20 protein-coding genes and 3 tRNA genes are annotated in these 22917 nt (G+C 63.2%); 18 read left to right on the top strand and 5 right to left on the bottom strand.

The features are described from left to right. Window positions 1-17 precede the first annotated feature (17 nt). Window positions 18-731, top strand: coding sequence for an SIMPL domain-containing protein (locus C8C93_RS10605; protein WP_121506866.1), 714 nt, complete (start codon window positions 18-20; stop codon window positions 729-731). Between the two features lie 121 nt (window positions 732-852). Here C8C93_RS10605 and C8C93_RS10600 read toward each other — a convergent pair whose 3' ends face one another. Then, entirely contained in the window at window positions 853-1635 is a 783-nt protein-coding gene (locus C8C93_RS10600) for a 3-hydroxybutyrate dehydrogenase (RefSeq protein WP_121506865.1), read from the bottom strand. 115 nt (window positions 1636-1750) lie between these two features. Between C8C93_RS10600 and C8C93_RS10595 the strand changes: the two genes are divergently transcribed. From C8C93_RS10595 to C8C93_RS24995, 4 genes are all read left to right on the top strand, one after another. Continuing rightward, on the top strand, window positions 1751-2722 hold the full coding sequence (locus C8C93_RS10595) for an alpha/beta fold hydrolase (RefSeq protein WP_121506864.1): 972 nt from the start codon (window positions 1751-1753) through the stop codon (window positions 2720-2722). Beyond that, window positions 2719-4935 (top strand): bifunctional (p)ppGpp synthetase/guanosine-3',5'-bis(diphosphate) 3'-pyrophosphohydrolase, encoded by a 2217-nt coding sequence (locus C8C93_RS10590; protein ID WP_121506863.1) that lies wholly within the window; start codon window positions 2719-2721, stop codon window positions 4933-4935. The genes C8C93_RS10595 and C8C93_RS10590 overlap by 4 nt, the downstream gene beginning before the upstream one ends. A 114-nt stretch (window positions 4936-5049) precedes the next feature. Continuing rightward, a tRNA-Val gene (locus C8C93_RS10585) sits at window positions 5050-5126 on the top strand. Window positions 5127-5171: 45 nt separating this feature from the next. Further along, window positions 5172-5615: a hypothetical protein gene (locus C8C93_RS24995; RefSeq protein ID WP_147433762.1), complete on the top strand. Its 444-nt coding sequence runs from the start codon at window positions 5172-5174 to the stop codon at window positions 5613-5615. 87 nt (window positions 5616-5702) lie between these two features. Here the strand turns inward: C8C93_RS24995 and C8C93_RS10580 are convergent, their stop codons facing one another. Beyond that, entirely contained in the window at window positions 5703-6791 is a 1089-nt protein-coding gene (locus C8C93_RS10580; protein ID WP_121506862.1) for a mechanosensitive ion channel family protein, read from the bottom strand. 236 nt (window positions 6792-7027) lie between these two features. Between C8C93_RS10580 and phaR the strand changes: the two genes are divergently transcribed. Together phaR and rimO are read left to right on the top strand one after the other, a co-directional pair. Then, window positions 7028-7588 (top strand): polyhydroxyalkanoate synthesis repressor PhaR, encoded by a 561-nt coding sequence (phaR, locus tag C8C93_RS10575; protein WP_121506861.1) that lies wholly within the window; start codon window positions 7028-7030, stop codon window positions 7586-7588. 182 nt (window positions 7589-7770) lie between these two features. Next, the gene (gene rimO, locus C8C93_RS10570; protein WP_121506860.1) at window positions 7771-9162 is read left to right on the top strand and encodes a 30S ribosomal protein S12 methylthiotransferase RimO; all 1392 of its coding nucleotides are present in this window, start codon (window positions 7771-7773) and stop codon (window positions 9160-9162) included. A 133-nt stretch (window positions 9163-9295) separates the two neighbouring features. On the opposite strand, the gene efp is transcribed toward rimO, so the two are convergent. The 3 genes from efp to C8C93_RS10555 form a co-directional block, all read right to left on the bottom strand. Continuing rightward, window positions 9296-9850 carry an elongation factor P gene (gene efp, locus C8C93_RS10565; protein ID WP_008906801.1) on the bottom strand — a complete coding sequence of 185 codons (555 nt, stop codon included), beginning with the start codon at window positions 9848-9850 and terminating at the stop codon, window positions 9296-9298. 140 nt (window positions 9851-9990) lie between these two features. Further along, entirely contained in the window at window positions 9991-11145 is a 1155-nt protein-coding gene (earP, locus tag C8C93_RS10560; RefSeq protein WP_121506859.1) for an elongation factor P maturation arginine rhamnosyltransferase EarP, read from the bottom strand. Next, a complete protein-coding gene (locus C8C93_RS10555) occupies window positions 11142-12044 on the bottom strand; it encodes a LysR family transcriptional regulator (protein WP_121506858.1) in 903 nt (300 codons plus the stop codon). Before C8C93_RS10555 ends, earP begins: the two co-directional genes overlap by 4 nt. A 405-nt stretch (window positions 12045-12449) precedes the next feature. On the opposite strand from C8C93_RS10555, the gene C8C93_RS10550 reads away from it, so the two are divergent. The 11 genes from C8C93_RS10550 (at window position 12450) to C8C93_RS10500 (ending at window position 22667) form a co-directional block, all read left to right on the top strand. Further along, entirely contained in the window at window positions 12450-13655 is a 1206-nt protein-coding gene (locus C8C93_RS10550) for a CaiB/BaiF CoA-transferase family protein (RefSeq protein WP_121508741.1), read from the top strand. Then, complete coding sequence (locus tag C8C93_RS10545; protein WP_121506857.1) at window positions 13652-14632, top strand: hydroxymethylglutaryl-CoA lyase; 981 nt, start codon at window positions 13652-13654, stop codon at window positions 14630-14632. The genes C8C93_RS10550 and C8C93_RS10545 overlap by 4 nt, the downstream gene beginning before the upstream one ends. A 46-nt stretch (window positions 14633-14678) precedes the next feature. Then, window positions 14679-15659 (top strand): tripartite tricarboxylate transporter substrate binding protein, encoded by a 981-nt coding sequence (locus tag C8C93_RS10540; RefSeq protein ID WP_055402157.1) that lies wholly within the window; start codon window positions 14679-14681, stop codon window positions 15657-15659. Between the two features lie 85 nt (window positions 15660-15744). Further along, window positions 15745-16725, top strand: coding sequence for a tripartite tricarboxylate transporter substrate binding protein (locus C8C93_RS10535; protein ID WP_121419688.1), 981 nt, complete (start codon window positions 15745-15747; stop codon window positions 16723-16725). A 97-nt stretch (window positions 16726-16822) separates the two neighbouring features. After that, a complete protein-coding gene (gene uvrC, locus C8C93_RS10530) occupies window positions 16823-18814 on the top strand; it encodes an excinuclease ABC subunit UvrC (RefSeq protein WP_121506856.1) in 1992 nt (663 codons plus the stop codon). Window positions 18815-18856: 42 nt separating this feature from the next. Next, window positions 18857-19423 carry a CDP-diacylglycerol--glycerol-3-phosphate 3-phosphatidyltransferase gene (gene pgsA / locus C8C93_RS10525; RefSeq protein ID WP_055400785.1) on the top strand — a complete coding sequence of 189 codons (567 nt, stop codon included), beginning with the start codon at window positions 18857-18859 and terminating at the stop codon, window positions 19421-19423. Window positions 19424-19791: 368 nt separating this feature from the next. Continuing rightward, a complete protein-coding gene (locus tag C8C93_RS10520; RefSeq protein WP_008906675.1) occupies window positions 19792-20064 on the top strand; it encodes an HU family DNA-binding protein in 273 nt (90 codons plus the stop codon). Between the two features lie 15 nt (window positions 20065-20079). Beyond that, window positions 20080-20155: transfer RNA gene (locus tag C8C93_RS10515), tRNA-Val, on the top strand. A gap of 60 nt (window positions 20156-20215) precedes the next feature. Beyond that, window positions 20216-22147 carry a SurA N-terminal domain-containing protein gene (locus tag C8C93_RS10510; RefSeq protein WP_121506855.1) on the top strand — a complete coding sequence of 644 codons (1932 nt, stop codon included), beginning with the start codon at window positions 20216-20218 and terminating at the stop codon, window positions 22145-22147. A gap of 48 nt (window positions 22148-22195) precedes the next feature. After that, window positions 22196-22271, top strand: a tRNA-His gene (locus tag C8C93_RS10505). Between the two features lie 192 nt (window positions 22272-22463). Next, window positions 22464-22667 carry a hypothetical protein gene (locus tag C8C93_RS10500; protein WP_010460906.1) on the top strand — a complete coding sequence of 68 codons (204 nt, stop codon included), beginning with the start codon at window positions 22464-22466 and terminating at the stop codon, window positions 22665-22667. Window positions 22668-22917 lie beyond the last annotated feature (250 nt).

Genomic DNA, 22917 nt, shown 5'->3' with positions numbered 1-22917 from the left:
TCAAGGACACCTTTGTGATGAAAATTACTACTAAATTGATAGCTGCTGGCGCTTTGATTGCTTGCGCTGGTGCCTCTTTTGCTCAAAATTCTCCACCCCCCGAGCTGCGCAATGTCGTGCAGCTGTCGGCCACGGGCACGGTGGAGGTGCAGCAGGACCTGCTGGTGCTCAACCTTGCCACCAGCAAGGAGGCTGCCGACGCCGCCACGGTACAGACACAGCTCAAGCAGGCGCTGGACGCAGCCCTGACCGAAGCCAAGCGCAACGCCCAACCCGGACAGCTCGATGTGCGTACCGGCCCGTTCGGGCTGTACCCGCGTTATGGCAAGGACGGGAAGATCAACGGCTGGCAGGGTCGTGCCGAGCTGGTGCTGGAAGGCCGCGACTTCGCGCGCATCACGGCCACGGCCGGCAAGATCCAGACGCTGGCCATCAGCAATGTGGCTTTCGGCCTGTCGCGCGAGGCCCGGGCCAAAGTGGAGGGCGAAGCCCAGACCCAGGCCATCGAACAGTTCAAGGCACGCGCGGCCGAACTGGCCAAGGGTTTTGGCTTCAGCAACTACAGCCTGCGCGAGGTGGCGGTGAACAGCAATGAGATGGTGCCCGGGCCACGTCCGCGCATGATGGCCATGGAGGCCAAGGCGGGCTCGTTCTCTGATTCCGCCGTGCCGGTCGAAGCGGGCAAGGCCCAGGTCATCGTGAACGTGTCGGGTTCGGTGCAGATGCGCTGATTTTTTAGGAAATATTGGCCGCCAGCGCTTATCTGGTAAGCGCTGGATGCTATCAATTTTGCAGTTTACCGGGCGCCTGTGCTGGCATGCCACCAGCGATCAGACGCTCGCGCATGCTTTCTCACTGCGCTGCCCAGCCGCCATCCATGTTCCATGCCACGCCACGCACATTGTTGGCGGCGGGGGAGCAGAAGAACACAGCCAGCTCGCCCAGTTCTTCGGGCGTGGTGAACTGCATGGACGGCTCTTTTTCGCCCAGCAGCAGCTTCTTGGCGTCTTCGTTCGACAGGCCGTGTTCGGCCGCCTTGGCATCCACCTGTTTTTGCACCAGGGGCGTCAGCACCCAGCCAGGGCAGATGGCGTTGCAGGTCACGCCGCTGGTGGCGTTCTCCAGCGCCGTCACCTTGGTCAGACCCACGATGCCGTGTTTGGCCGCCACGTACGCAGCCTTCTGTGCCGAGCCCACCAGGCCGTGCACCGATGCCACGTTGATGATGCGGCCCCAGTTGGCACTCTTCATGGCCGGCAGCGCCAGGCGCGATGTGTGAAAGGCGCTTGTGAGGTTGATGGCGATCACTGCATCCCAGCGCTCCACGGGGAAGTCTTCCACATTGGCCACGTGCTGGATGCCTGCGTTGTTCACCAGGATGTCCACGCGCCCGAACTGCGCGGCGCTGTACTTCATCATGTCCTCGATGTCGGCCACCCGGCTCATGTCTGCACCGTGGTAACCCACTTTGGCGCCAGCGGCTTCGCCAGCTGCCAGCACTTCGGCGCGGGGGCCATCCACATCGCCAAAGCCATTGAGCACGATGTTGGCACCTTGGCGGGCCAGCGCCTTGGCGATGCCAAGACCAATGCCACTGGTGGAGCCGGTGACGAGGGCGGTTTTGCCTTTCAGCATGTGAGTCTCTCCGAATGAATTACGATGCAACGCAAGAAAAAGTCGGCACGCATGAACGAACAATGGGTGCCGACGGCTCCTGCATTATCGAGCGCTGCCCCCGGATTTCGCACCCATGATTGAACCTACGCTGAACTACGTACTGTGCCCTGGCCCGGGGGCGCCTGTGGTGTCTTCCGGTAACTCCTCCGCATCTGCGGCTACACACCATCGCATGGCGTATTGGGAGTGGAATGCCACGGGCAACCCGGCGCATCCCCATGTGGTGGTCTGTGTGCATGGCCTCTCGCGCCAGGGGCGCGACTTCGACACCCTGGCCCGTGCGTTGAGCCAGCATGCCCGCGTGATCTGCCCCGACGTGGTCGGGCGCGGCCAGAGCGACTGGCTGGCTGACCCCATGGGCTACCAGATTCCCCAATACGCCGCGGACATGCTGGCCATGCTGGCCCAGGTGCACCAGCAGGCACCCATCACCACCCTCGACTGGGTGGGCACCAGCATGGGGGGGCTCATCGGCATGGGCATTGCGGGCCAGCCGGGGCTGCCTTTGCCGGTGCCTGTGCGCAGGCTGGTACTCAACGACGTGGGCCCCGTCATCCAGTGGGAGGCCCTGCAGCGCATCGGCTTGTACCTGGGGCAACAGGCGCGGTTCGAGTCGCTCCAGCAGGCCGCCGACGCCATGTGGGCGATTTCCACCAGCTTTGGCCCCCATACACCCGAGCAGTGGCTGGACTTGTCGCGTGCCATGGTGCGCGCGTTGCCGGAATCTGCCGGTGGTGGCATCACGCTGCACTATGACCCGGCCATCGCGGTGCCGTTCAAAACACTCACGCAAGAGTCCGCAGTGGCTGGTGAGGCCATGCTGTGGCAACTGTATGACCACATCACGGCCCGCACCTTGCTGTTGCGAGGTGCACAGTCTGACCTGCTCTTTCGCGAAACCGCGCAGGCTATGGCGCAGCGCGGGCCCCGGGCACACGTGGTCGAATTTGAAGGCGTGGGGCATGCTCCCACGCTGGTGGCGGGCGATCAGGTGGCTGTGGTCACCGGCTTTTTGCTTTCGGCGGAAGGTGTTGTGGCCGGATGAAAACCTACCCTCCCGCACAGGCGTCCCACACCCCCCAGGCCGACGCTGTCCCCCAGCTCATTGCCGCTACCGCACACACCCTGCCTGAGCAGGTGAACGCGCTGGCGCGTGCGCGCGCGTTTGCCGAGCCCTTGATGGCTGGCGAAACGCTGGATTCCGGCGAAAACACGCTGGCCCACGCCGATGCCGTGGCTGCCATCCTCAAGGGCATTGGCGGCTCCGAGGCCATGCAGGCCGCCAGCTACCTGGTGCATGCGTGCATTCATCTGAACAAGCCTGAAGAGGTGATCGCCAAGGCCTTTGGTGCCAACTTTGCCGCGCTGGCGGTAGAGACCACCAAGCTCATGCGCGTGCAGCAGCAGGCCCGCACCGCAGAGCACCTGGAAGACCCCGCCGTGCAGACCGAGAACGTGCGCAAGATGCTGCTCGCCTTCTCGCGCGACCTGCGTGTGGTGATGCTGCGCCTGGCCTCGCGCCTGCAGACGCTGCGCTTTCATGCGGCCAGCAAGCGCCCCGTATCGCCCAGCCTGGCGCGCGAGTCGTTGCAGGTGTTTGCACCGCTGGCCAACCGCCTTGGTATCTGGCAGGTCAAGTGGGAGCTGGAGGACCTGTCCTTTCGCTTCCTGGAGCCTGACACCTACAAGGAAGTGGCCCGCCTGCTCGACGAAAAGCGTGGCGAGCGCGAGGTCTACATGGAGCAGCTGCGTGGGCGGCTGGAGGCCGATTTGCGCGCGCGCAGCATCAGCGCCAGCGTGCAGGGGCGCCCCAAGCACATCTACAGCATCGTCAAGAAGATGCGCGGCAAGTCGCTCAACTTCGATCAGGTGTTTGACATCCGCGCGCTGCGCGTGGTAGTGCCCACGGTCAAGGACTGCTACGCGGCCCTGAGCTGGGTGCACGAGCAGTTCAAGCCCATCGTGGAGGAGTTTGACGACTACATCGCCAAGCCCAAGCCCAATGGCTACCAGTCGCTGCACACCATCGTGCGCGACGACAACGGCAAGCCCATCGAGATCCAGATCCGTACCCAGGCCATGCACGACCATGCGGAGCACGGAGTGGCGGCGCATTGGGCCTACAAAGAGGCAGGCAGCAAGGGCTATGCAGGGGTTTCGGCCACGGGTGAATACGACGCCAAGATTGCGGTGCTGCGCCAGTTGCTGGCCTGGGAGCGCGATCTGTCGGGTGCCTTGCCCAACCGGGGCCTGTTTGAAGACCGCATCTATGTGCTGACCCCAGATGCTGCTGTGGTGGAGCTGCCCCAGGGCGCCACACCGGTGGACTTTGCGTATGCCGTGCACACGAGTGTCGGGCACCGTTGCCGGGGCGCCCGGGTGGACGGGGCGATGGTGCCGCTCAACACACCGCTGCAAAACGGACAGACGGTGGAGATATCCACCGTCAAGGAAGGCCGCCCCTCACGCGACTGGCTCAATGCTGAGCTGGGCTACCTCACCAGCAACCGCGCCAAAGCCAAGGTGCGAGCCTGGTTCAACGCCCAGGCCACGCACGAAACCGTGGCCCGTGGGCGTGAGGCGGTCGAAAAGCTGCTGCAGCGCGAGGGCAAGACTGCCATCAAGCTCGACGATCTGGCGGTGCAACTGGGCTTCAAGTCCGCCGATGCCTTGTTCGAAGTGGTGGGCAAGGATGAATTCTCGCTGCGCAACATCGAAACGGTGCTGCGACCGCCCGAGCCGGTTTTGCAGCCCGACGACTATTTGTTGCTCAAGAAAACACGCACCAACGATGCCGCACCCAAGGGCGGCGTGCTGGTGGTGGGCATTGACTCGCTGATGACCCAACTGGCCAAGTGCTGCAAGCCAGCCCCGCCGGACCTGATCCGTGGTTTTGTCACGCGGGGCAAGGGCGTGAGCGTGCACCGGGCTGACTGCGGCAACTTCCGCGAAATGGCCGCACGCAGCATTGAACGGGTGATCGATGTGGAGTGGGGTTCCACCTCCAAATCGGCTGCACTGGCTGCCGTGTACCCCGTGGACGTCGCCGTGGAGGCCGCCGACCGTCAGGGCCTGCTGCGCGATATCTCCGAAGTCTTTGCGCGCGAGAAGACCAATGTGATCGGCGTGCAGACGCAGTCGGTGAAAGGCACGGCGTGGATGACCTTCACGGTGGAGGTTGCCGATTCGGGCCGGCTGAACAAGGTGTTGGGCATCGTGGCCGGCGTGCCCGGTGTGCGCTCCGCGCGCAGACGCTGAGTGGCGGGACGGTAGGCATGGAACAAGAGCCACGAACATCTCTTTGCCGTTTGCTGTGCTGTTTTGATCGAAGCACCCGATTTTTATGGCTATAATCGTGGTCTAAACAACGACAGGCGCGTAGCTCAGCTGGTTAGAGCACCACCTTGACATGGTGGGGGTCGTTGGTTCGAGTCCAATCGCGCCTACCAAGTTTTTCCCTGAAAGAAACCAGCTTTCAGACCACTGAAAAACTTGTGGAAACCTTGACCAGGTTTCACAAAGCACAAAGCCACCTTTTTACAGGTGGCTTTTTCTTTGGTCGCGCTCGAATCAGTCCTCTTTTTTATGCGATGTCGGGCGTCGCGGTCGTTCATCGCCCTGGGGATACCGACGAACTTCTTTGTTGGCTCCTTGCACCCATTGGGTTCACCGAGGGTGGCGGCGCCTGCGTGTCTGGCGGCAAATCAATGAATTGGTTTTTGTCTGACACGAAGACGCACGGGGTCGCGATAACTTTGGTGCCTTCAAAGAGAAGGGATGCCACCATGAACACTCCATCCAATTCTTCAAGTGTCCATCAGGGTTTTGTGGACACTGATCCTGAACTGGGTCTGTACGACATCCGGATCTTCTGGCTTGCTGCTCTCGCCGCCATCGTTGCGGTGCTTGCCGTGGCGTACTTCAAGATGGGCTATTGAGGAAGAATGCCCATGTTCCGGCATGGTTGCTACCGTGGAGAAATCCGGCGGGGCTTCTTGTGGGTGCACCCATAGCGCTGCCTTGGCTCAGGCCTTCAACAGGGGCTCTTGCTCGAGCGGTCTCGTCGGTGCTTCAGCCCCCTGTGCAGGCAAACGCACTTGTGGAAGGCAGTCCGGGTATTCGCGTTGGATGAAGGTCACAAGCGCTTCGCGCACCCGGCACCGCAGGTCGAACGCCAGGCTGGATGATCGTGCGGAGACCAGCACGCGGATCTGGATGGTGCGCTCGGTCACATCGGTGAGCTGCAGCACGTTCACTCGCCTGTCCCACTCTGGTGCGGTTTCCAGCACCCGCTGCAATTCGGCCCGCAGCGGGTCCAGCGGCAGGCGATAGTCGGCAAACAGGAAAACGGTTCCCAGGATTTCAGAGCTGGTGCGTGTCCAGTTTTGAAACGGGTTTTCTATAAACCACTGCAGCGGGATGATCAAGCGCCGCTCGTCCCAGATGCGCAGCACCACATAGGTGCTGGTGATTTCTTCTACCCGCCCCCATTCCCCTTCGACGATGAGCACATCGTCGATACGGATGGGCTGGGCCAGTGCGATCTGCAGGCCGGCGATCATGTTGCTGAAGACCGGGCGCGCTGCAATACCCGCCACAATCCCCACCACCCCGGCCGACGCGAGCAAACTGGCACCTACTTGCCGGGCCCCTGGAAAAGTCATGAGCATGAGCGCGAGGCCCGCCATCACCACACCGGTCATCGCCGTGCGCGACAGCACGCGTGCCTGGGTGGCGATTCGTCGGGCGGTCAGGTTGTCTTCCACATCTGCGGGGTGTTGGGCAATGACGCCATTGGCCAGGCCGCCAATTGCGGCAATCAGCAGCCAGCAGGCCCCGCCAATCACCGCCAGGCCATTGAGATGGCGGATACCGCCGATGTACGGCAGATCATCGCTGGCGGCTTGCCATACCAGTTGCAGCGCGATCAACGGCAGCAGAATCCGCATGACCGGTATGCATGCCAACACCACGGTCTGCACCACGGGGAGGGGGGTTATTGCGCGGCGCAGAATGATGGCGACCATCCGATGGGCGATGGCTGCCAAGGTCGTGGCAAACAAGGCCGCTACCGCCGTAGCGAGCCAGGGGGAGAGCTGCAAACTTTCGAGCATCGTGTGGAAAGGAGGGCAAACGCCCACTATCGCACCGGCAAACGTATTCAGCTGTCAGACGGTGCGCCGCACCGGTTGATGGGCTGGTGCAGGCCTGTGACGGCTGCGCCTAGCGTGGTGACGCTACCGGGTCTGGCAAGTGTCACCCCGGCGACAGTGGCGCGCAGCTAGTCATCAGGGTATTCCTTTGCTGGTGCCGGGCTGCCCGTTCCCTAGAATGTGCTGCACTGCAATACATGGGCTTCCAGCCCGAGGAGTTCGTCGTGTCCGAACAGAAAAGTGCCGCGCCCAAGTCGGCGCAGCGTGTCATCAAAAAATACCCCAATCGCCGTCTGTACGACACAGACACCTCCACCTACATCACCCTGGCCGAGGTGCGCCAGTTGGTCATGTCCAACCAGCAGGTGGTAGTGCGCGACGCCAAGACGGGCGAAGACCTCACGCGCAGCATTCTGCTGCAGATCATTCTGGAAGAAGAGGCCGGTGGCGCACCCATGTTCACCGAGGCGGTGCTGGCCAACATCATCCGTTTTTATGGCCATGCCATGCAGGGTTTCATGGGCGCGTACCTGGAGAAGAACGTACAGGCGTTTACCGACGTTCAGGCCAAACTGGCCGAGCAGTCGCAGAGCGTGACGCCAGAGATGTGGGCCCAGTTCATGAGCCTGCAATCGCCCATGCTCAAGGGCATGATGGGCAACTATGTGGAGCAGTCGCAGTCCATGCTCACGCAGATGCAGGAGCAGATGCAAAAGCAGACGGAGCAGATGCTGGGCGCGTTTGGACTCAAGCGGTAGCCCCCCCGGAGCCGCTTCGCGGCTTCCCCCCAGGGGGACGCCGCCAGCGCGGCGGGGCGGCCCTTGCGCGACGGCCGCTGGCCTAGGATCGCGCCAGTTTCATAGGTCGCGGCGAGTCGCAGGCATTGCAGGCAATTGCCCGTCCCACCGGTCTGACGCCGGAACTGGGACAATACGGGGATATGAGCGAAGCAATTGCCCCCACCAAAACACCCAAAGTCGGATTCGTCAGCCTGGGCTGCCCCAAGGCGCTGACCGATTCCGAGTTGATTCTCACGCAGCTGAGCGCGGAGGGTTACGAAACCTCCAAGACCTTCCAGGGCGCGGACCTGGTCATCGTCAACACCTGCGGCTTCATTGACGACGCCGTCAAGGAAAGCCTGGACACCATTGGCGAAGCCTTGGCCGAGAACGGCAAGGTCATCGTCACCGGCTGCCTGGGCGCCCGCACGGGCGACGACGGCGGCAACATGGTGCGCCAGATGCACCCCAGCGTGCTGGCCGTAACCGGTCCGCATGCCACACAAGAGGTCATGGACGCCGTCCACCTGAACCTGCCCAAGCCGCACGACCCGTTTGTGGACCTGGTGCCGGGCAGCTTTGGTATTGCGGGCATCAAGCTCACGCCCAAGCACTATGCGTACCTCAAGATCAGCGAAGGCTGCAACCACCGTTGTACCTTCTGCATCATCCCGTCCATGCGCGGCGACTTGGTGTCGCGGCCCATTGGCGATGTGCTCAGCGAGGCCAAAGCCCTGTTTGAAGGTGGCGTCAAGGAGTTACTGGTCATCAGCCAGGACACGTCGGCCTACGGTGTGGATGTGAAGTACCGCACCGGCTTCTGGGACGGCAAGCCGGTCAAGACGCGCATGCTGGAGCTGGTGCAGACGCTGGGCGAGATCGCCGAGCCCTACGGCGCCTGGGTGCGGCTGCACTACGTGTACCCGTACCCCAGCGTGGACGAGGTGATCCCGCTCATGGCCACGGGCCGCGTGCTGCCCTACCTGGATGTGCCTTTCCAGCACAGCCACCCCGACGTGCTCAAGCGCATGAAGCGCCCGGCCAGCGGCGAGCGCAACCTGGAGCGCATCCAGCGCTGGCGCGAGGCCTGTCCCGAGATCGTGATCCGCAGCACCTTTATCGCTGGCTTCCCTGGCGAGACGGAAGAAGAGTTCCAGCACCTGCTCGATTTTGTGCGCGAGGCGCAGATCGACCGTGCGGGCTGCTTTGCCTACAGTGATGTGACGGGTGCTGCTGCCAATGAGCTGCCGGGCATGTTGCCTCTGGAAGTGCGCGAAGAGCGTCGTGCCCGCTTCATGGCTGTGGCCGAAGAGGTGTCGATTGCCAAGCTGCAGCGCCGCGTGGGCGCCACCATGCAGGTGCTGGTGGATTCGGCTCCCGGCCTGGGCCGCAAGGGCGGTGTGGGCCGCACCTATGCGGATGCGCCCGAGATCGACGGCACCGTGCAGCTGCTGCCGCCCGAGAAGATCAGCAAAACCATGAAGGTGGGCGAGTTCACCAAGGCGCGCATTGTCGGCGTGCGCGGGCACGATCTGGTGGCGCAACCCATTTGATAGCTATGTAATTGATAGCTATCAGCGCTTTGTAGATAAGCGCGGGCGGCTAAAAATACCATGAAAAAAGGCTTCCCGAGGGAAGCCTTTTTTTGTGGTCGTTCTCCCGCAAGGGAGAACAGCGCAGGGCAGCTTACACGCGCTTGCGGTATTCGCCGGTGCGGGTGTCGATTTCGATCTTGTCGCCTTGGCTGACAAACAGGGGCACGGGCACTTCAAAGCCGGTGGCGATCTTGGCAGGCTTCATGACCTTGCCGGAGGTATCGCCCTTGACGGCGGGTTCCGTCCAGGTGATTTCACGCTCGACGCTGGTGGGCAGTTCGACCGAGATGGCCTTGCCGTCGTAGAACACCACTTCCACGGTCATGCCGTCTTCCAGGTAGTTCAGCGAGTCGCCCATGTTTTCGGCTTCCACTTCGTACTGGTTGTACTCGGTGTCCATGCACACGTACATGGGGTCGGCGAAGTAGGAGTAGGTGCACTCCTTCTTGTCCAGGATCACGTTGTCGATCTTGTCGTCGGCCTTGAAAACGACTTCGGTGCCGAAGTTGCCGATCAGGCTCTTGAGCTTCATGCGCACGGTGGCTGCACCGCGGCCGCCGCGGGCGTATTCGGTCTTCAGGACCACCATGGGGTCCTTGCCGTGCATGATGACGTTGCCGGCGCGGATTTCTTGAGCGATTTTCATAGCAAGTTGCTTGGGTTGGGGCCGCTCAACGCGCGGGCTGGCAAACCGCCTGGTTTGCGCGCCGGTGCATGTTCTGCGGCGAAAGTGCGCGGGGTGGTGGCACTGCTGTGCCGTACCTGATTTGCGCAAAGCCTCGGATTTTACCGTTTTTCGGCGACAAAGCCCAAAAGTTGTGCGACGAGGTTGTCCTGTGTCAGCAGGCGCGCACGGGCGGCCTGGGTGCAGGCCGTCCACTCGGCCAGGGTGTCGTCGCCGGGCCATTGCAGCGGCTCGGCGTCCAGCCCGTTCCAGGTCGCGTGGAACTGCCGCAGCGATGCAGGGGCCCGCAGCCAGTCCAGAAACGCCCAGAGCTTGTCGTGGTGCGCGTTGTCATGCTGCGGGTAGATCTGCCACACAAACGCCTGGCCCGCCCACAGCGCCCGCACCAGCGAGTCCTCGCCGCGTACGGCGTTGAAGTCACAGGCCCAGAGCATCTCGTCAAACGCAGGCTGGGGGCGGTGGGGTAGATATGAAATTGATAGCTGCTCGCGCTTGTCAGATAAGCGCTGGAGACCCTTTTGAGCGATATTTTGATCACAGCCCTCAGCCAATGCAGCCCGCACGGCGGCCGTGGGGCGGCCCGGAGTCACCAGCAACTGTGTGGGCCGCGTCTGGCTGTGCCGCAGCAGCTCCGGCAAGGCGGCGGGTTCGTAGCAGAACAGCGAAACCCAGCGCTGCTCGGCGCAACCATCGCCCAGCCCGAAGGCGGCGGCGTGTTCTGCACGCCAGGCGCTGCGGTCAAACGCCTCGCGCCGTGCCATCAGGTCGGGTTCGCGCAGCAAGCCGCCCGTGCCGGGCGTGAAGCCAGGGTAGAAGAACCAGCGCGTCCACCCTGCGGCGGGGCCGGACAGGATGGGCGACGGCAGCCTGTGGTTGCGCTCCACGTAAGCTTCTGCCGACAGGTATTCCAGGTTGATCCAGACTGGTTTGGCGGATTTTTGGCCTCTAGCGCTTGATGGATAAGCGCTATAAGCTATGAATTCAGGAGCAATATCGCAGCCGAAGGCCTCCACCATCACATCGGGGGCTGGTTCCTCAGGGCTCGGTGGTGGCGAACCCCAGACGCGCAACTCCACGCCGGGGTAGCCTTGGGGCGCCATCCACTGCAGGGCCGAAGCGTCGTCCACCCACAGGCGCACGCGGTGGCCCAGCGCGGCCAGTTGCGCCACGAGGCGCCAGCACACGCCGATGTCGCCAAAGTTGTCGATCACGCGGCAGAACACATCCCACTGGAGCGGGGGCAGAGCGCGGCTCATGGGGATGGCCCCGTTGGCTGCGCGCGCAGGTGCTCCACCAGCAGCCGGGCAACGCTGGAGAGCGATTCTTCAGACCGTACACACAGCGCCAGCCGCCGCTGCGCCCAGGTCTCGTTCAGCGTGACGGTGCGGATGGCCAGCGTGCCCCGGTACAGCGCGGCGCTGCCACGGGGCATCACGCCCACACCCAGGCCCGCGTTGACCATGAGGCACAGCGCGTCGTAGCTCGTCACCTGCATGCGCAGCCGTAGCGGCAGGCCTGCCTCGGCGGCTGCGCGGGTCAGCTGGTTGTTGATGGCGCTGCCCGGGTGTGCACCTACAAAGTCAAAAGGCAGGGCGTCTGCCAGGCGCACGGACTTGCGCCGCACCAGCGCGTGGCCGGTGGGCACCACCAGCACCAGTTCGTCGGTGCGGTAGGGCAGCAGCGTCACGCGTTCGCCGTAGCTGCCTTCGTTGAGGATGCCCACGTCGGCGGCGTTCTCGGCCACGGACTGGGCAATCGCGGTACTGATCTGCTCCTGCAGCCGCACATCCACCTGAGGGTGTTGCTCTAAAAAGCTTTGCAACTCGGCGGGTAAAAACTGCGTGATGGCCGAAATATTGGCCACCACACGCACATGGCCGCGCACGCCCGTGCCGTAGTCGCGCATCTGCGTGGCGATGCCGTCCAGATCGTTCAGCACACCGCGCGCCAGGTTCAGCAGCGCAAACGCGGCGGCGGTGGGCTCGGTGCCTTTGTTGCTGCGGGTGAACAAGGCCACCTGCAGCGCGTCTTCCAAGTCGGCCAGGCGGCGGCTCACGGCCGATGCGGCCAGATGCTCGCGCGCGGCTGCAGCGGCGATGGTGTTTTCTTCCATCACGGCAACGAACAGGCGCAGGGAGACGGGGTCGAGTTTCATGGGGCACCGATGGTAGCAAGCAGCGTAGTCCACTGAATCACAGAAATCGGCGGTGCGTGAGGGGCTGGCAAGGCTGCAATCTAGACGCCGGGCGGAGCCGGGTTGCACACCCGGCGAGCACGGCAACGACGAGTGCGGCCTTGCCAGACACTCACCCTGCGGGCCGGGGTTGCAGCGAGCGCGCGCCGGCGTTGCCTGGCTTGCCAAGGCGGCCTGCCTTGGCTGCCCCAGGCGCCTTGCCGCGCATCCCGCTGCAACCCCGGCGCACCGCTGATTTCTGTGATTCAGTGGACTATTGCCATGCCGGATTGCGATGGTGGCTTGTTGCTTGAGCGTTTTGCAGGAGGGCCGCAGGTGCGCATCATTCCGGCCCAGCATCACCGCCCGCAGGAGACACACAGTTCCATGGATTCCATCGCTTCCCCCGCCGCACTGCAAGGCGTGCGCGTCATCGAAATGGGCCAGCTGATTGCCGGGCCGTTCTGCGGCAAGACGCTGGGCGAGTTTGGCGCCGACGTGATCAAGATCGAAGCGCCCGAGACCGGCGACCCGCTGCGCAACTGGCGCCTGATCAAGGAAGGCACCTCCGTCTGGTGGCAGGTGCAGTCGCGCAACAAGCGCTCGGTGGCGCTGGACCTGCGGCAAAAGGAGGGGCAAACAATAGCCCGCCAGCTGATCGCCGAGGCCGATGTGCTGGTCGAGAATTTCCGCCCCGGCACGCTCGAAGGCTGGGGCATGTCGCCCGAGGAACTGCACGTGCTCAACCCCGGCCTGGTCATTCTGCGTATCTCGGGCTACGGCCAGACCGGGCCGTACCGCGACCTGCCGGGCTTTGGTGCCATCGGCGAGGCCATGGGCGGCCTGCGCCACCTGACGGGCGAGCCCGGTCGCGTGCCGGTGCGCGTCGGGGTGTCGATCGGCGACACGCTGGCGGCGCTGCACGGCACCATCGGCGTGCTCACGGCGCTGTACCACCGCAAGGTCAACGGCGGCAAAGGCCAGGTGATCGACGTTGCGCTGCACGAGGCGGTGTTCAACGTGATGGAAAGCCTGATCCCCGAATACAGCGCCTTTGGCGCCGTGCGCGAGGCTGCGGGCAGCGCGCTGCCGGGCATTGCGCCGAGCAACGCCTATCCTTGCACGGACGGCTGGGTGCTGGTGGCGGGCAATGGTGACAGCATCTTCAAGCGGTTGATGGACGCGATTGGCCGCGCTGACCTGGGCGCAGCGCCCGACCTTGCCAACAACACCGGCCGTGTGGCCCGCGTGGAAGAGATTGATGCCGCCATTGGCGCGTGGAGCGCCCAGCGCACCGTGCAGCAGGTGCTGGACGCGCTGGGCGCCGCCCGCGTGCCGGCGGGCAAGGTCTACACCGCCAAGGACATCGCCGAAGACCCGCACTACCGCGCCCGCGACATGCTGCTGACGCAGCAGACGCGCGACGGCTACAGCGTGGAAGTGCCGGGCATCGTGCCCAAGCTCTCGGGCACGCCCGGAACCATCCGCAGCAGTGCTCCGCACCTGGGCGATGACACCGATGCGGTGCTTGCCGACGCGGGTTTGACGGCCGAACAGATCGCCCTGCTGCGCAGCAAGGGGGTCATTCAATGAGTGCATCCAACACCGTGTGGCAAGGCGCGAACCGCCGCATCCACATGCAGGAGGTCGGCCTGCGGGACGGCCTGCAGATGGAGAAGACCTTCGTTCCCACTGAAGACAAGATCACGCTGTGCAATGCGCTGTCGGCAGCGGGCCTGTCCAAGATCGAGGTGACTTCGTTCACATCGCCCACCGCCATTCCCGCGCTGAAAGACGCCGAGGTCGTCATGCGCGAGATCACGCGAAGCCCGGGCACCGTCTACACCGCGCTGGTGCCCAATCTGCGCGGCGCCGAGCGCGCCATCGAGTCGCGCACGGATGAGCTGAACCTCGTCATGTCGGTGAGTGCCACGCACAACCTGGCCAATCTGCGCATGACGCAGGAACAGTCGTTCGCAGCGTTGGCGCAAGTGGTGGCGCTGGCGCAGGGCGCCAACGTGGCGGTGAATGTGTCGCTGTCCTGCGTGTTCGGCTGCCCCATGGAAGGTGATGTGGCCCAGGCCGACGTGTTCGGCTGGGTGCAGCGTTTTGTGGACCTTGGGGTGTGTGGCATCACGCTGTGCGACACCACGGGCATGGCCTACCCCACGCAGGTGCACCAGCTCACGGCGGCGGCCCGCGCGCGCTGGCCGGGTGTGGAGTTCACGCTGCACTTTCACAACACGCGCGGCATGGGCCTTGCCAACGTGCTGGCAGCCATCGACGCGGGTGCGGACCGGTTCGATGCCTCGCTGGGCGGCCTTGGCGGCTGCCCCTATGCGCCGGGCGCCAGCGGCAATGTGTGCAGCGAAGAGATCGTGCATGCGCTGGCGCTGATGGGCTACGACACGGGCGTGGACCTGGCCCGGCTGGTGGCAGCGGCGCAGCAGTTGCCTGTGCTCATCGGCCACGACATTCCGAGTCAGATCGCCAAGGCGGGTCCGCGCCTGGCGCTGCATTCGGTACCTGCGGATTTCGACGCCATCCGCGAAAGAGCGCTTTCGCGTTGAATGCGGGCGAGCCTGCATTCATTTACAACCACAGGAGACAAAAGCCATGACATTTCAAACGATGCTGTCCCGCCGACTCTTCACGGCTGCTATGTTGTGCTCTGCTGCCTTGGCCGCAGGCGCGCAGGACAAGTACCCGTCCAAGCCCATCACCGTGGTCGTGCCCCAGGCTGCGGGAGGCGCCAATGACGCCATTGCGCGCGTGGTGGCGCAAAAGCTCGGCGAGCAATTGGGCCAGAGCGTGATCGTGGAGAACCGCCCTGGTGCGGGAGGCACCCTGGCCACGGGCACCACGGCCCGCGCGCGCAACGATGGCTACACGCTGCTGCTGACGGCCGACAGCGCCCACGTGATCGGCCCCGCGCTGTACAAGAACCCCGGCTTTGACCCGGTGAAAGATTTTGCCCCCGTGGCCCCTGTCGCCACGGCCGGTTATGTGCTGGTGGCGCACCCGTCTTTTCCCGCCAACAACGTGGCCGAGCTGGTGAACTTGGCCAAGGCCAGCCCTGGCAAGTATTCGATTGCCTCGGCGGGCAACGGCACGCTGAACCACCTGATCGGCGAGATGCTGCAAAAGGCCGCTGGCATCCAGCTGCAGCACATTCCGTACAAGGGCTCTGCCGCAGCCGCCACCGACGTGGTGGGCGGGCAAGTGCCGCTGTCGGTGCAAAGCCTGCCGTCGGCCATTGCCTTCATCAAGGCGGGCAAGCTCAAGGTGCTGGGCGTGGTCAATGAAAAGCGCGTGGCTGCGCTGCCCGATGCGCCCACCATTGGCGAGACGATCAAGGGCTTTGGCCAGGCGCCCTGGTACGCGCTGTTTGCCCCGGCCGGCACGCCCGCGCCCATCGTGGCGCAACTGCAGGCCGAGGTGGCCCGGGCGCTGGAGCACAAGGACGTGGTGGACAAGCTGGCTACCGTGGGCTGTGAACCCTTCAAGGGCACGGCAGCCCAACTGGCGGCGCTGGTGCAGTCCGACCTGCCCAAGTGGAGCCGCGTGGTGAAAGACACCGGCGCCACCGTGGATTGAGCGCCTGAGATGGCTATGGCGGGTGCTGGCTGCCCAGCCGCCGCCCCGGAACGACATTCAACAACAGAGAAAGCGGAGACATCGCATGAACCTGCATCGCAAGCAATTCACGTCCCTGGCCCTGGCGGCCATCGCCACCGGCTTTTGGGGTTCTGCCCTGGCGCAAGGCGCCTACCCTACCAAGACCGTGACCATGGTGGTGCCCACCGCCGCAGGTGGCACCACCGACCTGTCGGCCCGGATGCTGGCCCAGGCCCTGGCGCCGGTGCTGGGCCAGTCGGTCATCGTGGACAACAAGGGCGGTGGCAACGGCAATATTGCCGCCAGCATCGTCAAACGCGCCGAGCCCGATGGCTACACCGTGTTCATGCAGTACTCGGGCTACCACGTCATCTCGCCCCACATCACCAAACAAAAGCAGTGGGACCAGGCCGACTTTCAGCCCGTGGCCAACGTGATCTCGGCCCCGCAGATCATCGTGGTGCGCAACGACCTGCCCGTGAAGACGCTGCCTGAGCTGATGGCCTATGCCAAGGCCAACCCTGGCAAGCTCAACTACGCCTCGTCGGGCAATGGCTCGCTGCAGCATGTCACGGGCGCCATGCTGGAGCAGCAGGGCGGCATCAAGATGGTCCACGTGCCCTACAAAGGAACGGGCCCTGCGCTGCAGGACCTGCTGGGTGGGCAGGTGGACCTGACTTTTGGCACCGCGCCTCCGTTCATGCCCCACATCGCCAGCGGCAAGCTGCGCGTGCTGGCCGTGACGGGCAAGCAGCGGCTGCCCAGCCTGCCCGATGTGCCCACCACGGCCGAGGCGGGTTACCCCAAGGTCGATGCCACGTCGTGGTTCGCGTTGTTTGTACCCGCTGCAGTGCCCAAGCCGGTGGTGGACAAGCTCACTGCCGACATCCGCACCGTGGTGCAAAGCGCGGCCTTCCAGCAAAAGGCGCAAGAGCAAGGCGCCACGGCCGACTACCAGACCCCGGCGCAGCTGGGTGACAAGGTCAAGGCGGACCTTGCCAACTGGGCGCAGGTGGTGAAAAGCTCGAAGATCGAAGCAGAATAGTGGTCAGATTGGCTGCTAGCGCTTGATGCGTAGGCGCTAGTAGCTATTTTTTTCATAGTACACAGGCCAGGCTGCGCGCGGGGCCACAATACGCGCCATGTCCCATTCCGAAGAACTGCTGGCGCAGGTGGCTGCGCTGCCCGCGCTGCCGGGCGTGTACCGCTATTTCGACGCCCAGGGCGCGCTGCTGTATGTAGGCAAGGCGCGCCACCTCAAGCGGCGCGTGTCGAGCTACTTCACCAAGAACCATGGCGGCACGCGCATCGGCCACATGGTCAGCAAGATTGTGCGCATGGAGACCACGGTGGTGCGCTCCGAGGCCGAGGCGCTGCTGCTGGAAAACAACCTCATCAAGACGCTGAACCCCAAGTTCAACATCCTGTTCAGGGACGACAAGAGCTATCCCTATCTCAAGATCACAGGCACGCCCACGGCCAGCGGCAATGCGCCCGCTCAAGTGTTTCCGCGCATGGCTTATTACCGGGGTGCGGTCGATAAGAAGCACCGCTATTTCGGTCCGTACCCCAGCGCCTGGGCGGTCAAGGAAACCATCCAACTGCTGCAAAAGGTGTTTCGCCTGCGTACCTGCGAAGACACGGTGTTTGCCAACCGCACCCGGCCCTGCCTGCTATTCCAGATCAAGCGCTGCACCGGGCCTTGTGTGGACTTGATCTCGCCCGAGGCCTATGCCGCCGACGTGCAGCATGCCGAGGCACTGCTGCGCGGCGAAACGCAGGAGGTGCTTAAGGCCATGGAGGTGCGGATGATGGCGCATTCCGACAAGCTTGAATTTGAGCAGGCCGCCGATGTGCGCAACCAGATCCAGGCGCTGTCGCGGGTGCTGCACCAGCAGTCCATCGAGATTGCGGACGACAAGGATGTGGACATCTTGGCCGTACGCGTGCAAGGCGGCCGCGCCTGCGTGAACCTGGCCATGGTGCGCGGGGGGCGGCATCTGGGAGACCGGCCGTATTTCCCGGTGCATGTGGAAGACGCTGCCGCCGTGTTCGAGGAAGAGGGCGGTGATGGCACCGATGAGAATACTCCGGCCGCGCCCATTCGCCGTGTCGAGGTGCTGGTGCTGGAAGCGTTCATCGCCCAGCATTACATCGGCGTGCCGGTGCCGCCGGTGCTGGTCACCAGCGAACCCGTGGACAAGGCGTTGCTGGAGGCACTGGGCGACCAAAGTGGTGTGCGCGTGACCGCCATCCACCAGCCGCGCGAACAGCGCCGCGCCTGGCTGGACATGGCGCAAAAGAACGCCGATCTGCAGTTGGCCCGCCTGCTGGCCGAAGAGGGCTCGCAACAGGCGCGCACGCGTGCCCTGGCCGAGGCGCTGGATCTGCCGCCCGAAGATCTGGACCAACTCACCATCGAGTGTTTTGACATCTCGCACACGGCGGGTGAGTCCACCCAGGCATCGTGCGTAGTGTTCCATCACCACAAGATGCAGAGCAGCGAATACCGCCGCTACAAGATTGAAGGCATTACGGGCGGCGACGACTATGCCGCCATGCGCCAGGTGCTGACGCGCCGCTACAGCAAGGTGGCCGAGGCCGCGCGCGAAGCTGGGGGCATCGACTTTGCGGCCAACCCCGCGCCCGGGGGTGAAGAGCCCACCAAGCCCAAAGGTGTGGCACGCCTGCCCGATCTGGTGCTCATCGACGGTGGCAAGGGCCAGGTGGGCGTGGCGCGCGAGGTGTTCACCGCGCTGGGGCTCGATCTGACTCGCATCGTGGGCGTGGAAAAGGGCGAGGGCCGCAAGGTGGGCCTGGAAGAGCTGGTGTTTGCAGATGGCCGCGAGAAGGTCTACCTGGGCAAGGACTCGGCGGCGCTGATGCTGGTGGCGCAGATCCGCGACGAGGCCCACAGGTTTGCCATCACCGGCATGCGCGCTGCACGGGCCAAGGTGCGGGTGGGGGGTGGTCAGCTCGAAGAAATTGCGGGGGTGGGCCCCAAGAAGCGTGCACGGCTGCTGCAGCGTTTTGGCGGGGTGCGCGGTGTGGCTGCGGCCAGTGTGGAGGACCTGGTCACCGTGGACGGCATCTCGCGTGAGCTGGCCGAAGAGATCTATCGCGCCTTGCGTTGAGTCCCCGGCCGGACTGCTCGCCTGCCGTGACACAATCGACCCATGTTCTGGACTATCCCCACCTTGATGACCTGGACGCGCATCGTCGCGATACCTTTGATCGTGGGGGTGTTCTACGCGCCGCTGGACCCGGCCACGCGCAACCTTATTGCCACCGTGATGTTTGTGGTGTTCGCAGCCACCGACTGGCTGGACGGCTACCTGGCCCGCAAACTGAACCAGACCTCGTCGTTTGGCGCCTTTCTGGACCCGGTGGCCGACAAGTTTCTGGTGTGTGCATCGCTGCTGGTGCTGGTGCATCTGCAGCGCGCCGATGTGTTCGTTGCGCTCATCATCATCGGCCGCGAGATCGCCATATCAGCCCTGCGCGAGTGGATGGCGCAGATCGGCGCGAGCAAGAGCGTTGCTGTGCACATGATCGGCAAGGTCAAGACTACGGTGCAGATGGTGGCCATCCCCTTCCTTCTTTATGACGGGCGCCTGTTCGGCGTCATCGATACCGGCGTGTGGGGCACCTGGCTCATCTGGGCCTCGGCTGTGCTCACGGTCTGGTCGATGGTGTACTACCTGCAAAAGGCATTGCCAGAAATCCGGGCGCGTGTGAAGTAGCAGGAGTGGGGCGCGCGCATCCCGTCGGTGGTTTTGTGGATGAATGCGAGGGACTGTGGCCTGCGCTGCATTGTCGGAACTGGGGTGTCAATACGGAGTGCTGCCCATACGGCGTGTTTGAGACAAAAACGCCCCACAAGCCCTGTCGCAGCGTGAAATACGACTAGAATTCATCCCAACGCTGCGCCAAACCAGCGTGTTGTATTGACACCCGGAAACTCGATGGCTTTAATCTGATGCAGCAGCCACTGCTGTGTATGCCAGTCATTCCCCCGTCTGTTTTCAACCAGCCTCCGGCTGCGCTTTCGGACGTGTGAAGACCAGATATCCGCGAGACATTCCATCAACTCTTTTCCGAGAGGCTTCTTGTGAACAAAACCGAACTGATTGAGCACATCGCTACCAACGCCGACATCTCCAAGGCCGCCGCTGCTCGTGCCCTGGAATCCACGATCGAGGCCGTCAAGAAGACCCTGAAGAAGGGCGGCACCGTTTCGCTCGTCGGTTTCGGTACCTTTGCGGTCGGCAAACGCGCTGCTCGCACGGGCCGCAATCCCCGTACCGGCGCTACGATTAAAATCAAAGCTGCTAAAGTTCCAAAGTTCCGTCCTGGCAAGGCATTGAAAGATGCCTTGAACTGAGGATCAGTTTAGGTGGGGTCCTTAGCTCAGTTGGTAGAGCGGCTCCTTTACACGGAGTAGGTCGGCGGTTCGAGACCGTCAGGACCCACCACCACCGAACAAAGGCGAACGCAAGTTCGCCTTTTGTTTTTTGCCTTCTGAAAGATCGACCATGTTTGAATCCATCCGCAAGCACTCCAAGATCGTGATGATCTTATTGTTCTTGCTGATCATTCCATCGTTTGTGCTGGTAGGCATTGACAGCAACTACTTCTCTGAAAAGAGCCCAGTGGTGGCGCGCGTCGATGGCGACAAGATCAACCAGACTGACTGGGACAATGCCCATCGCATGGAGACCGACCGCATGCGTGCGCAGTCTCCCTCGGTCGATCCCAAGCTTCTTGACTCTCCCCAGGCCCGCTACGCCACGCTCGAGCGCCTGGTGCGCGACCGCGTGCTGGCAGCTGCCGCCAAGGAAATGCACCTGGTGACGAGTGATTCGCGGCTGGCACGCAGCCTGCAGGAGATTCCCGCCATTGCAGGGCTCAAGCGCGCTGACGGTACGCTGGACGCAGAAGCCTATCGGGCCCTGGTGGGTACGCAAGGTTTGACGCCGGAAGGCTTCGAGGCCAATGTCCGCCGCGATCTGTCGATCAATCAGGTCATTGGTGGTGTGATGGGTACCGCCTTCAGTACCAACGCCCAGGTCAAGCTCGCGCTGGACCCGCTCTATGAGCAGCGAGAAATCCAGGTGGTGCGCTTCAAGTCTGCAGATTTCTCTGCCAAGGTTGCGCCCACGGATGCAGATCTGGAGTCCTACTACAAGGCAAATCCCGCAAAGTTCCTTCAGATGGAGCAGGCTTCGGTGGAGTATGTGGTTCTGGACCTCGACAGCGTGCGTTCCGGTATCACCCTCAATGAGGACGACTTGCGCACCTACTACAAGGAAAACGTGGCGCGCATGGCCGGCAAGGAAGAGCGTCGCGCCAGCCACATCCTGATCAATGCCTCCAAGGACGCATCGTCTGCCGACCGTGAGAAGGCCAAGGCGCGTGCGACGGAACTGCTGGCCCAGGTGCGCAAGGCGCCAGCCACGTTTGCGGATGTGGCCAAGAAGGCCTCGGACGACAAAGGATCGGCCACCGCAGGTGGCGATCTGAATTTCTTCGGACGGGGCGCCATGGTCAAGCCGTTTGAAGACGCGGCCTTTGCCCTCAAGAAGGGTGAAATCAGCGATTTGGTGGAAACCGACTTCGGTTACCACATCATCCAGCTGACCGACATCAAGGCACCCCGCCAGCCTTCCTTTGAAGAACTGCGCCCCACCATGGAAGCCGAACTCAAGCAGCAGCAGGCGCAGCGCAAGTTTGCCGAGGTGGCGGAGTCATTCACGAACAGCGTGTATGAACAGGCAGACAGCCTCAAGCCGGTGGCAGACAAGCTCAAGCTCAAGGTGCAGACCGCGTCTGGCCTCACCCGCACGCCAGCTCCTGGCGCGGTGGGACCACTGGCCAACCCCAAGTTCCTGGAAGCACTTTTCTCTTCGGATTCGGTGCAGAACAAACGCAACACCGAGGCCGTGGAAATAGGTCCCAGCCAACTGGCTGCTGGCCGTGTGGTGCAGTACACCCCCGCCAAAACCCTGCCGCTGGAAGAAGTGCGAGCCCGCGTGCGCGAACTGTATGTGGGGCAGAAAGCCTCTGAATTGGCGCGCAAGGATGGCGAAGCCAAGCTGGCTGCGTGGAAAGCGGCCCCGGCAACCGCCAGCGGCCTCGGTGCCCCCATCCAGATTTCGCGTGAGCAGGTCCAGAACCTGCCCCGTCCTCTGATTGATGCAGCGTTGCACGCGCCGACAGCCGACGCTCTCCCAGCCTGGGTTGGTGTGGACCTGGGGAGCGAGGGTTATGCTGTGGTCAAGGTGAACCGTGTGGTGCCTCGGCCGTCTCCAGAGGGCCAGCGCGCGCAACAGGAGCGGCAGCAATATATGCAGTGGTGGGCTTCGGCGGAAGGCCAAGCGTACTATGAGATGCTCAAGAAGCGTTTCAAGGCAGAGATCAAAGCGCCGCGACCCTCGGCCACTTTGCAGGCCGCTGCAGAAAATTAAGCAAATTGGTCTTGGGGCTCAAATCCCAGGCTATAATACAAAGCTACGGTGGCTGTAGCTCAGTTGGTAGAGTCCAGGATTGTGATTCCTGTTGTCGTGGGTTCGAGCCCCATCAGCCACCCCAAATCAGAAAAAGCGCCGCAACAAATGTTGCGGCGCTTTTTTGTTTTGGGCCTCCAGCATGTGAGGGGCAGTCCGGAGCCATTGCTTCTGCCCACTCTTCGAACAGTCTTTCTTGGCGGGATTTGGGTAGTGCCGGGATGGAGCGCGTCGTATGCAGCGCATACTGCGTCTTTAGCTTTTTCTGGAGTCTTCCATGAGCCTTGTGATCCGCGACGCGTCGCCCAGCGAAAAACGTGGCAACGCCATGTCAGCAGCCCTTGCCAAGGAGCAGCTGGAGTACGCGGTCCAGATCGTTCGGGAGGTTTTGCCTCAGAGTGCGAGCGATGGCGCGCTCATTGGCGCAGTGGTCCAGGCCATTGCCATGAACTACGCTGCGGTCCCGCAGCCAAACCGATAGTGCTCCGAATGTTTTGATGGAAGGGAGTGTCCCTTCAGGCATCAGTGCATGAAATGTCCGTGCCGAAGTAGAACTGAGCCACCGCGCCGCTGGAATCGTGAGCCAGGGGTGGAAGCCGACGCTGTGATGGCCGGCTTGGACCGCATTCCACGCTGTGGCTGTGCGGTCTCCTGATCCATTGAACGCTGATGATCCTGACGCTGAGAATCGACAAGATAGAACCCGGGAACTACCGGGCCCAAGTATTTGA

It is taken from the genome of Acidovorax sp. 93, assembly GCF_003633835.1.
In the GTDB taxonomy this organism is placed as follows: Bacteria; Pseudomonadota; Gammaproteobacteria; order Burkholderiales; family Burkholderiaceae_C; genus Acidovorax; species Acidovorax facilis.
The sequence above is the reverse complement of the archived record's forward strand: the minus strand, read 5'-3'. Positions and strand labels throughout refer to the sequence as shown.